7 protein-coding genes and 1 pseudogene are annotated in these 12,242 nt (G+C 55.8%); all 8 read left to right on the forward strand.

All coding sequences use genetic code 11. From position 1 onward, the window contains the following. The first annotated feature begins 189 nt into the window (after positions 1-189). The 8 genes and pseudogenes from LB557_RS31160 to LB557_RS31200 all read left to right on the forward strand — a co-directional run bounded on the left by LB557_RS31160 (position 190) and on the right by LB557_RS31200 (position 11,652). A complete protein-coding gene (locus LB557_RS31160; protein ID WP_027033285.1) occupies positions 190-1,524 on the forward strand; it encodes an MmgE/PrpD family protein in 1,335 nt (444 codons plus the stop codon). Between the two features lie 219 nt (positions 1,525-1,743). Then, complete coding sequence (locus LB557_RS31165; RefSeq protein ID WP_027033286.1) at positions 1,744-2,007, forward strand: hypothetical protein; 264 nt, start codon at positions 1,744-1,746, stop codon at positions 2,005-2,007. 399 nt (positions 2,008-2,406) lie between these two features. After that, positions 2,407-3,582, forward strand: coding sequence for a M24 family metallopeptidase (locus tag LB557_RS31170; RefSeq protein ID WP_027033287.1), 1,176 nt, complete (start codon positions 2,407-2,409; stop codon positions 3,580-3,582). A gap of 1,820 nt (positions 3,583-5,402) precedes the next feature. After that, positions 5,403-6,101, forward strand: coding sequence for a class I SAM-dependent DNA methyltransferase (locus LB557_RS31180; RefSeq protein ID WP_027033289.1), 699 nt, complete (start codon positions 5,403-5,405; stop codon positions 6,099-6,101). A gap of 60 nt (positions 6,102-6,161) precedes the next feature. Next, positions 6,162-6,483, forward strand: a pseudogene (locus tag LB557_RS31185) (transposase); the annotation flags it as partial. A gap of 352 nt (positions 6,484-6,835) precedes the next feature. Then, positions 6,836-7,885, forward strand: coding sequence for a hypothetical protein (locus tag LB557_RS31190; RefSeq protein ID WP_027033290.1), 1,050 nt, complete (start codon positions 6,836-6,838; stop codon positions 7,883-7,885). A gap of 121 nt (positions 7,886-8,006) precedes the next feature. After that, positions 8,007-8,966 carry a cysteine synthase family protein gene (locus LB557_RS31195; protein ID WP_224713160.1) on the forward strand — a complete coding sequence of 320 codons (960 nt, stop codon included), beginning with the start codon at positions 8,007-8,009 and terminating at the stop codon, positions 8,964-8,966. Further along, complete coding sequence (locus LB557_RS31200) at positions 8,953-11,652, forward strand: lyase family protein (protein ID WP_027033292.1); 2,700 nt, start codon at positions 8,953-8,955, stop codon at positions 11,650-11,652. Before LB557_RS31195 ends, LB557_RS31200 begins: the two co-directional genes overlap by 14 nt. Positions 11,653-12,242: the final 590 nt, after the last annotated feature.

The following is a 12,242-nucleotide window of genomic DNA, read 5'->3' on the forward strand; positions in this document are numbered from 1 at the left end:
CAAGGGAGGGCAGGAGGTTACTTTTGTCCGGCTCCCCTATCTGCGCCAATCGAAAAAGCTGACGCACTTCCGATCATCTTGCCCTAAGTTCAAGGCAGACAAAGCGAGCGCGGCACTGAACCGTATTGCTTACTAGTTATGCAGATTTTTTGTGGTCATTTCATTCACCAGAGAACGAGGAGTGCTCAAGTGAGAGCGATAACTGAACTCGCGAACTTCGTTAGCAGCTACCCGGCCTCTGCGCTGCCGACGGCCACACGGCGTACAATCTCGTCGCTAATGCTAGATCTTATCGGTGCCACAGCTGCGGGCCTGCGATCGCTGTTAGCTCATGCCGCCCGACAGACGGCGTTGGAAGCGTATGGCGAAGGCCCGATCAGTATTTGGTTGACTGACGATCACTCTAGCGTGGTCGGCGCCGCGATGGCGAATAGCGCTGCCGCGAGCTCACTGGATATCGATGATGGTCACCGCGGCGCAGGAGGTCACGCTGGTGCCGGCGTCATTCCCGCGGCCTTGGCAGTGGCTCAAGCTGTTGACGCGTCGGTCCCCGAAACGATGGTTGCAATCGGGCTCGGATACGAAATTGGTCTCCGAATTGCGAGCTCTCGTCCGGTTACGACAATCGATACGTATGCGACCGGACGCTGGGTCGCCTACGGCGCTGCAGCTGCAGCTTGCCGTCTCCTGGGCTTAGGTGCAGCAGAAACCGCTCATGCATTGGCGATTGCCGGATCCGAAGGACCAATTGTCTTCTTAACCGCAAGCTCCAAGTTCGAGGGTACCACGATCAAGGAAGGGATCCCCCCTGCCGTGGTTGCAGGTATTACCGCGGCCTACCGCGCGTGGGCAGCCGCAACTGGACCTCTTGATCTTCTTGATGACAATGATCGTTTCACTCGCCATGTCCTGACAAACAATCTTGGGTCGTCGTGGGAAGTACAAAAATGCTATCTTAAGCCATATTCATGCTGCCGCTATATCCACGCGGCTATCGATGCAATCCTTGCCATGCGTCGGGACGGGCAAGAGATCCGCAAGCTGCGCATCGAAACGTTCCCCCAAGCAATGCGCCTTGCAAACGAGCGCGCGCCCAGCACGTTGGAGGGGGGGCAGTACAGCTTCTATTTTAGCTGCGCGGTGGCGGCTTTATACGGCCGCGAAGCTCTACAGCCTTTTCAAATGGAGCGTCTTGCTGACGCACGTGTTCTCGACTTGGCCGCGCGTATTGAGCTTGAGCCGTCGCCCGATTTTGCTTCCGCGTTTCCAGTAGGAACGCCTGCCCGCGTCGTCATCGATCAGGGGAACGGCCCGGAAGAGATGATCGTGCTGCATCCCTTGGGGGATGTCGCCAACTCGTTATCCAGCGACCAGGTCGCGGAGAAGTTCAAGAACATCGCCCGAAAGAACGTTCACCCGCGGTGGCAGGACGAGATCCTCGCGGCGACAGCTAGCCTTGAAACTGCAGGCATTCCGCGCCTTCTGACCGCCCTGTTGCCACCAGACGCCCGAAACTTAGAATAACAACGCGCCGACGGAGACACGGCGCAGGAGCTAGCCTAATCTTCCGGTTTGCTTCCAAGCAACCGATTGTATTGCTTAGCAAAAAGATGATTAAGATGACGTTGACTCACGCCCACATAATACGCCATCGAGGCGCGATCGAACGGGTTGTTTTATCGGAGCCTGAGCAACCACGTGAGCCAGATCACACATCGCCTGGTACATACTGGACGCTGCTTCATGATCAAGGAAATGGAGGGCTGCTCCTCCCCGCCGTTCGATACCAAATGTCGACTGCTGGCGGAACCGGCCAAGATCCCGATCCACCTCAATTGTGCTGGCATCTGCCTGCATTCCATTTTCGATCATCACCTTGCGAGCGAGGAATGGCGAATCGACGACATGGTGCTGAAAACGATTCGCACCTGGCCGGAGGGTCACTCGGCAGTGCCCATACCAATGATTTGGTTATGTATGGCCGTGTCATCATCGACAATGATTTAGTGGACTTCGCGGGTGATGGCGCACCATCTCGACGTCGGCGCTACGACTATGGCGACATGGGGCTGCCCGGTGCGAAGAGAATCTTGCCGGGGCACGAATCAATCCGTTTGGCAATCTGGCCGACAGCAACGTCCACCACACGCCTCCCTCGCTACTGCCGATTCTGCAGGACCGGGCAAGGCGATAGGTCTCGCATTGGCGAAACTCGCATCCGACAGGGATGGAAGCTTCGCGGCCGAAACGTGGCCCGATCCCGTCCAAGATCGCGCTGGCCGCCGCGCTTCGGCGCGCTAGCGAACGCACCATAATGCGAGCCATCAAAGTGGCAATCGACCCGGACGGATTCTGAATCCGGACGTCCTGAATAGTCTTCTAAAGGCGTATCAAAAAGGGATCGAAATGGAGAAGGAACTACATTTTGAGCGGTCCGAGTTTGCGACACGCGTGACGAGCGTGAAGAAGGAGATGGAAAAGCGGGACATAGACACCCTTCTGCTTTCCGAGCCGGCCAACGCCAATTACTTGACCGGCTACGACGCCTATTCATTTTACGTTCCGCAGATGGTGGTGGTGGCTCTCGACCGCGAAGAGCCGATTTGGGTCGGACGGGGTATGGATGGCATTTCCGCCTTCATGACCACTTATCTGTCCGACGACAGCATCCGTACTTACGCTGATGCATATGTGCAGTCGGCTCTCAGTCCGTATGACTTCGTCGCGGAGATTGTGAAGGAAATCGCTGGCCGGAAAACGAGGGTCGGCGTCGAAATGGGCGGTTACTACTACTCCGCGCGTGCACATTCCGACCTGATGAAGGCATTGCCTGAGGCCACCTTCATCGATGCGGACTTGCTGGTGAACTGGATACGTCTGGTGAAGAGCCCGGCCGAGGTGGCACTCATGCGACAGGCCGGCCGTATCGCTGAAGCGATGATGTACCGTGCCGTCGATACGATCGAACCGGGTGCCCGGGAGTGCGACATTGCTGCTGTCATTTATCATCAGATGATGGCGGGTACGCCCGAGTTCGGCGGAACCTATACGTGTTCGCCGCCCTATCTTTGCGTCGGCGAGAAGGCTCTGGCTCCGCATGCCGCGTGGACCGACAAGCCGTTGCTACCGTCCACCATCGTCAATCTCGAGCTCTTCGGAAATCGCCATCGCTACCAGGTCAATCTGGCTCGCACGATTTGCGTCGGCAAACCGAGCCCGAACTATCAAAAGCTGGCGGACGTCGTCGTGGAATCTCTGAATGCAGGGCTGGACGCCGTAGCTCCCGGCAAGAGCGCCGAGGAAGTCCACGCCGCGTTTGCCAAGACGCTTGCTAAGCACGGGCACGAGAAGGATTCACGTCTCGGCTATTCGCTCGGTCTTGGGTATCCGCCAGCGGTGGGCGAAAAAACCGTCAGTCTTCGCAAGGGGGACAAGACAGTGCTTCGACCGGGTATGTGCTTCCATATGATGTCGGGGCTTTGGCTCGAGAACGACGGTATCACCATTACTCAACCGTTTGTCGTTACCGAGACCGGGCACGAACCCCTGACCAAAATACCGCGCCAGCTGTTCGTTAAGTAGGCAAAACAACGAAGTTTTAACGACAACGTGGCTCCGAGATTCGGGTGACCTGACGCCTGACGCCTACTCATGCATGCAACGAAGAAATGGTCTTCTTTGAAGGCGTGGGGGCCTTCGTCTGTCAAAGCGGATAGGTATGAAAAAGACAAAAGTGGCGGTAGCTCGCAAGATCGCGGTTCTGCTCCACTGCCTCTGGGTTGACGGCACCAGCTTTGAGTGGGGCGGCGAACTGACAGATCTGCACTCGATCCCAATCGCGGGCCTGTTTCCGGAACCCGTGATGTCCCGCCGGGACGGTGCTTGTGGTGACCTCGTTGAATCGGCTGACGTCGACTTCGAACCTCGTTGCACACGTTGAGGCGCCCAACCCGAACATGATCATGAGGCATTCGACCTCGGAAAGGACCATGACCCCGGCGATGAGAGCGAAACTCGGATTGACAACCACCCGCAATTAAAGGCCGATTCACACTCCAAGACCCTGCCCTTGCCCTTGTTCGCTGCGGCCGCATAGCGAACCCTGACCCCATTGAAGACACCATGCGAATAGCATGCGTCATCTTCGCCGTCATGATGCCTCCATCGTGGTGAGAGCCTCATGGCGGTATTCCTCTTCACGGGTAACATTTTAGGTGAGGCAACCAAGCAGCGCAGTAACATTTTCCTTGAGGCAACGCGACAGTCGCCGCCTACAGCTACGGGCGTAGGCTCAAGACCCTCACGCCGTAGGGAGTTTATCTGCAAGGCATGTGCCTCTCAGCCCAAACGCTTCAAACTCAATCCGCTCCAGAAAATACCGGGACTTCTCTATTCGGCGTGTTGAAGTCAATCGGTTTCAAGTCTTCCATTACCGCCGATAATCCACCATTCTGACCGCGGCGTGTAAGGCGGATTCAAATGGTCATTGCAACACCGATTGTGTTCACTCATGGCAGCAGCACGTCAAGGGCCTCTCTGGCGTTTTCCAAACCAGCGTCTTTCTCGGTCGGGCATTGAGGGCCAGTTAGCGAAACCCTTGTCCCGCTTTTGCGAAATCCGCAGGCAAGCTCCACCCAGCTTCTGCTGCCCAATGATTCCGCCAAGAAGCATAGTTTGCGGCCGGTTCCACCGCTTTCGCCGCGAGAGCTTGTCGAGACGCTCAACCATCATCTGGTCATGAAAGACCGCGAGTAGGTCGGCCGAGGCCAGCCCTTCGGCGGCGGTGATCGACAGCGCTCGAGCGTTTCTTCGATTCGATCAACCGGATCCGCTACCTTGCCAAGAACTTCGAGGCCACCATCGCCTCGCCGGGACCTTCCTCTACGCCGCATCAGTCATACTACGCACGCGTCCCAGTTTGAGTTTCTAGTCGGACTGCAAGGAATTTCACCAAAGCGATTGAACAGGTTCGGCACCGAACGAAGCTGCTTTGCGGCCGCTCCCCCCGCGCGATTGAGTCGCAGAATCAATTGGCCACGCTCTTCGAGCCAGCGGGATGGTCACTACGCGATTTTTCTTCTGGTTTCCGTTGAGGTCACGGGAGAAAAACTTGAACTGTATCCCAAAGCGTTCGGGCATCGGAATTAGCTAAATTCACCTCAAGGCCTGGACGGGCCCGATCATTTAATGTGACAACAACAATGAAAAATAATAGCAAAAGTTTAACAAGAAATCAGGTGAAAATCGAAAGATAGAAATATATATTGATCAAAGGAGGTTGCCTTTCTTGAGAGATGCTGGAATTAGTGGCGGATCCTGCCTGATCTGCGGCGGTCCGGGCGAAATTCTCGGCAGACAAGTCGTAGCGGAAACTGGCCAGCTCACACATTAGCGGAGAATACATGAGCGCCGTTGATAAACAGAACGCACTCCGACAAGCTGCGCAAATGCGGATTAAGGCGTCACATGCGCTCAAGGGTGACGCCAATCTATTGGCGCAGCACTATTTTGAATGGGCAGACTCCTACGAGTTGGATATGGACCGCGAACGCTACAGCGGCCCCTCGATCGTGGCAGAAATGGCGGGCGCCTTACAGGCTGCGTATATTGGCGGTGATAGAGCAGCCACCGCAGTTCTAGACGCGGGGTGCGGTACAGGCTTGGTTGGCGTGCAACTGGACCATATCGGCTTCCGCTTCATCGTCGGCTTCGATCTCTCGGAAACAATGGCCGAAATGGCGCGCCAAACCGGGGTTTATCGCCACGTTGAAGGCGAGATTGACCTAAACAGGTCCCTCTCAGAATACGCGAGCGCGAGCTATGATATGATTGTCTGCTGCGGCGTCTTCACACTTGGACATGTCCACCCGGATGGGCTGCGCGAGCTTTCGCGCCTCACGCGACCGAACGGATTCGTAATTGCTAGCACCTGCAAGAGCTATACGCAGGCAATGTCGTTTGAAGACGAGGTGCTGCGTCTGCAGGAGGCGAGCGTCCTTGCGCCGGCACAGTGTTTGAACGACGGCAGATTCCTCGATGGCGAGGATGCGCATTACTGGGCTTTGCGAGTGCTCGAGAAGTCAACAAAGCAGCGACGATGACCTGCCGATCTGCCCGAGTGACGCCGATGCCAACACAAGGGCAGCGAGGAGGACGGAGCAATGGCCTCCAGGACGGAAACGAAGAACGAAACGAGAGAGTCGCGTTTTGCTGCTAATGTCGAGACGCTCGTCTCGGCACTGGGTCAAACTGACCGGGTGGCGCCAGCACGGGGCTGCTGCTTTTTGCTGGGCGAGCGGAGGAGCGTTGAGCCGATGGCGGCGCGGTGGAGCTTGGTCGTGTCCAGGCTACGCCCCAGTCTCCGCATCACGTCGTGGCGAAGAGCGACTGGTCGGACAATGCCGTGCTTGGCATCGTGCGGGCGCAGGTTCTGCCGGCCGTTGAGCGTAGGGACCGATCCGCGCTTTGATCGTCGACAACAGTCTAACGAGGGTTGCGCGCCTGCCACACCAGTAATCACATCAACACGCAATAATGGTCACCTTCGTAACCGTCTTGATGACCGGCATCGCTGTTGTCCCACTTCATAGGCCTGTGCTCCTCGCAAATCAGGCGACAAATCTCGGCGGGCCCAACCCGCAAGGTGCTTCGCTTTCAAAGGTTGCAACAGATCCTTCAAGAAACTTAACAGAAGTTTGCACCCTTTAACGCCATACAATGTCAAAGTAACCCTGAAGTCGTTTTATACAGGCAACAAGCTAGTGTCAGATCCAACTGAAGCACGTTCTTGCCCAGATGGCTCAAGTCTCACACTCCTCGATTTGAGCGGAGTGCCATGGTGAACCAGGATTCCACCTATCGCGTCGCTCCTTCGGGATGCTCGGCGAGTCTCGATATGACAAAAATTAATGAAGCGGCGGCCGATGAGCTTTGGAGGCCATACATGCTTCACCAGAGGTTCGATGCCGAAGCGGCGGCTGAGGTTGCCCTGCAGAACGGGCAGCCCAGGGTCCATTCCGGTGACGGTGTTGCACTTTGCTGCGGCACATTTGGCGAGTTACTTCAAGGCCAGTTGCCGGTTAGTCCCCATTCTCATGATTCCCATTTCTTGGTCACGATGCCCATCGCGCTCTTTGCACGGGCCAAATTTATGCCCATCACAGGCACCCGATCTGTAACCGTCTACCCGCCACACAAAATCAAAGCTCAACGACTGGCCGAGAATCTCGTGATTGCGCTCGGCGTCTCGGGAGGAGACCTCATTCTGCAATCTGAGCTACCGGAAGGCAAGGGACTTGCAAGTTCGTCTGCGGATCTTGTGGCGACCGCACGGTCGATCGCCTCCAGCTTCAAACTCAGAGTGCGGACATCATTGATGGAGAAACTAATGGCGGAGATCGAGCCCTCTGACGGGGTGATGTATCCCGGAGTGGTCGCATATCACCAGCGATCATGTAGCCTTTTATCTTTCCTCGGACAAATGCCACCGCTCGCCGTGGTTGGGATCGATGAAGGAGGTACGGTCGAAACCATGCACTATGATCAACGTCGAGGTGAAATCAACGCTAGTCAGAGAGCGCAGTATTGTGAATTGCTCGATCGCGCGCGCATAGCCATTCCGCAAGGTGACACGGTCACTATGGGCAGAATAGCCACAGCCAGCGCGCTCCTACATCAGCAGCGGGCTCCGAAAAAGTATCTGAACTCGATGCTGAAAGCATCGGAGGGCACAGGTGCCCTCGGGGTCATAGTCGCGCACAGCGGTACCATGACTGGGATAATGCTTGATCGAAGGGCGCCTGAATTCTCGCAGAAACTCCGGTCCGTGGTCCACCATGTGTCGCTGTTCGGCAAATCGCCAAAGATATATCTAACGATGAACTAGCGGCGTTGACCACATGAACCTTGATCGCACGCCCCTGCCATTTTCTCAGTATTCTGCGGCCTATGCGCTCCCCCGCATTATTCGGTGTGGCTCGAACCTATATCTCGCGCAGTTTGCTTTCATGAAGCTTCTCCCGGCCAAGTATATTATCGGACAAGCAGTGGCTCGAGGGACTCTGACGCATGACACGATAGTGTTGGAGACATCTAGCGGAACCTTTGCGCTGGGATTGGCTGTAGTGTGCAGGGAATATGGATTTTCACTCGAGATATTCACCGACCCAGTGATGGATAAGGGACTGGAAAATAGGCTAAGATCCTTAGGTGCGGAGGTTTTCATTATAACTGAAAAGGCAAAGGAGGGCGGGTATCAGAGAAGCCGCCTCGACGCCATGCATGCCAGGATGAGGCAATTGGGTGAGTCCCATTTCTGGCCCCGGCAGTACGAAACACCAGACAACCCGGCAGCCTACCGGTGTTTCGCTGACCAGATCTCGGAATTGCTTGGCGCCGATGTGACATTGGTTGGCTCTGTTGGTTCAGGCGGCTCTACTTGCGGAACAATAGAGCGTTTGCGCCAGAAGGCCCTTGGGGCCCGCCTGATTGGGGTGGATACATTCAACAGTGTCATTTTTGGCCAGTTGGACGGCGAACGGAAGTTGCGAGGACTGGGGAACAGCCTCGTCCCAAAGAACGTGAAGCATGAACTGTACGATGAGGTACATTTCACGTCGGCTTCGCTTGCGTTTGCTGCAACGCAGGCCCTCCACGAGCGGCACGCCATTTTTGCCGGTCCTACCTCAGGCGCGAGCTATATCGTAGGGCGCTGGCGCGCCCGACAGCACCCAGAGGAAACCGTTGTGGTCATATGCCCTGATGAAGGCCACCGCTACGCTGAAGCTGTGTACGACCAGGAGTGGCTCAGGCAAAACGAATGTGTGCTTGAAGGTGTTCTTCTGGACGCTCCAGCTAGCGAGGAGCATCCCTCGACTGCTCTCCCGCCATGGAACCGATATCGTTGGAAGCGCAAAACCCGGGAGGCTGTCTTGAGCGCGTTGGAAGGCTGTAATGGACCAGAATAGTTTTCTTTTCGTGGAAAGCAACACGACTGGTACTGGTGAGCTATTGATGAAGCGAGCTAGGGTTTTGGGTTTTGAACCTTATCTCGTTACGCGAAATCCCAGCCGCTACCCCTTCCTAAAGGTGTGCGGTGCGCGAGTAATTGAAGCTGAAACGCGTAATCCAGATGAAATCATCCGGTTCGCCGCCAAACTGACAGGGCTGGCAGGAATATTTTCATCGTCCGACTATTTTGTAGAATCAGCATCCAGAGTCGCGAAGGCGATCGGGCTGCCAGCGGCACGTCCGGAGGCGATAGCTAATTGCCGGAACAAATGGAAACAAGTGACCGAGTTGCAACGACAATGCATTTCAGTGCCTGAAACTCGGCTGGTCAGCTCCATCAGAGACGTAGAGAAGGCTCTTGTTCAAACTATTTTTCCCGTCGTTGTGAAGCCGGTCTCCGGAAGCGGCAGCAGCGGTGTACGCCTTTGCGAAAACACCTCAGAAGTCGTAGAGGCGTTCGAGGGAGCAAAGAGAGTGTTGCTTGACCAAGTAGATTTGCGCAGCCCGGAAATCCTCATCCAGCAATACGTTGAAGGTCAGGAATACTCTGCAGAAATCATCGCATACAACGGATCGCTGCACTGCCTTGGCATTATTGCCAAGCACAAGGGGGCGGCGCCCTGCTTCGTTGAGATTGGGCACGACTTTCCGGCCCCGCTTCCGGAGCCGTCGCGACACGAACTGGCCTCTTTTGCTGCAGGCGCAGTTTCGGCATTGGGTCTGGACTTCGGACCGGCTCATGTGGAATTCGTCATAACGGAGTCCGGCCCGGTCATCATTGAGGTCAATCCCAGGCTGGCTGGAGGGATGATTCCGGTTATGCTCTCGCACGCCTTGGGCACGTCCATCCCGGACATGATGATCAAGCTTTACTCCGGTGAAGCGTTCGTACCGCTTCGAGCGAGCAAGAAATCCGCAGCAATTCGTTTCAAGCTTGCTCACCGGTCTGGCAAGATCAAACGCTTGGTTTTCTTTAAAACTCTAGGGCCAAACACGCCCGAGGCGGGCCTTCTGAAATCTGAGGGAGAGGATATACAAATCAATGGCGATTTCAGAGACCGAGTGGCCTATGCAGTGGGCGTCGCCGATGAAGTAAATATGGCTGCCTCAGCAGCTGAACGCATGATTGATTCCATTATGCTTGACATAGAAACACTTGCTCGCAAACCGGACAACAGTCGAGACGCCGGGTCAAGTGAGCCAACATGGACCTTGCATCCTGAAGCAATGAAGCTGCTCGCCCCGCCCATCGAAATTTCGCGGGATGGTCGGGTCCTGCAATTCCAGGCTGCCATCGACGAAGCGCATCTTGTGATGCTCGCTGATCACGGCTTGGTCGGCCAAGCTGTAGCCGCAGACTTGCTTACGTCTATTTTGGATCTCCAAGGCGAAGGCTTCAAATCCTTGGATGGCCGTGATGCTCCGCGTGGCCTTTATCTTGCCTATGAGGCCGAACTTGCGGCCAGAGCAGGCGAAGACAGGGCAGGATGGCTACATCTAGCGAGGTCTCGTAACGACTTGAACGCGACAATTTCTCTGCTGGTTCTTCGGGAAGCCGTGTGCTCCGTCTCGCGGGAGATAGGAATTGCGCAGGATGCCCTTCTTCAGCGAGCCGAAGAGGCATCGAACCTTGTGGCCCCGCTCTATAGTCAGTACCAAATCGCACTCCCAGGCTCCCCGGGACACTACCTGCTAGGAGTCTTCTTTGCTCTCGCGCGCGAGCGCCAGCGACTTCATTGCCTGCTGGAGGAGATCAGGAGTTGCCCTATGGGCGCGGGTGCCGGTGGGGGAACCAGCATGCCAATAGATCCTTTAGAAACCGCGAGCCTGCTGGGCTTCGAACTGCCTTCGTTCAACTCTCTTGATGCGGTCGCAAGCCGAGATCTCCATCTAAATGGCCTTTCGCTCTTCACGAGTGTCTCAATTTTGCTTAGTCGCGTAGCCCAGGATCTGCAGGTTTGGACGACTCGCGAGTTCGCCCTCATCGATGTTCCACGCAATCTTGCCGGGGGCTCTTCCATGTTGCCTCAAAAGAAGAACCCATATCTTCTTGAGCATATCAAAGGGTCTGCAAGCACCGTGATGGGCGCATACGTTTCTGCGGCATCTGCAACCTGCAAAGCGCCTTTCAGCAACTCGATCGAATCAAGTAACTACGGTTGCTCTCCAATCAGCCTTGCTGAAGGTGCTCTGAAGCGGGCCATCATCCTGACATCGCTCATCGTGAAGTTCATGTCTTTCAACGTTAGTGCCATGCTCGAGAATCTGGAAGACGGTTTGGCGATGACAACTGTTGCCGCCGAACGAATGGCGGTGCGGGGAGTTCCCTTCAGGAGTGCCCATACACAAATTGGCGAGATCGCGGCACGCCTGTCGCAGGATAGTTGCCTTGCCAATCGCCGAGGCGAGCTGGCCTGCCATCTGGGCGGTGTGTTGCCGGCGAGCCCAGAGGAATGCAGGGAGGCTCTGGAATTCGGCGGAGGACCCGCCAAAGCATCAACGGACGCCCAGCTTTCTGTAGCAAGGTCACTCTTTCGGGAAACTCAGCTTAAATGCGCAGAGATACGTGAACGCTGGGCGAGCGCCGAGATGTACCGCAAACGGAGGGTGAAAGAACTGATCGACGGCCGTCTATCCCCCTGACACAGTGGAAAAAATGGATGGTAGCAAAGCGCACCGGCTCTGGATAGGCCCGGGCCATTTTGAGGCGCGCCTTTCGGTTGAGAACATCCGGTTGATGCGGGCGGCCACTATCGTTTCGCCGGTGTTCCATGCGGCGATTTCAACCTGGACAGGGAACATGAGAGGCTAGACCAGTCGCACTAGATACGGTCAGGCACCGGCTTACGCAAAGTAGGATGACTGACTGATTAAAGTGGCATTCCTTGAACATCACACCCCCCGGAAATTGGCCGACGGTCCGTGCCACACGCCGGCAAATCAGAACGTTGCAACAGAGCCTTAAAATAAGTTTACGAAATCTTTGCGACCGGAAATCGCTGACGATGGTACGTTCACCACAACGTCTGAGATCAGGCACTGCTAAAGCTGATGCCGATCTAGCTCGGACTGCCGCACAGCACCCAAGGTCGGAGACAACAGCCAATGGCAAGAAGAGCGCTCATCCTAGTTGAAGGTCATAGGAGTATTGGTCTCCTATACGTGAAAGCGGCTCAGTGTCTTGGTGTTCATCCAATTACCCTGTCGGCTGATCCAACTCAGTACGACTATCT

Source organism: Mesorhizobium sp. BR115XR7A (assembly GCF_020165315.1).
Lineage (GTDB): Bacteria > Pseudomonadota > Alphaproteobacteria > Rhizobiales > Rhizobiaceae > Mesorhizobium > Mesorhizobium australicum.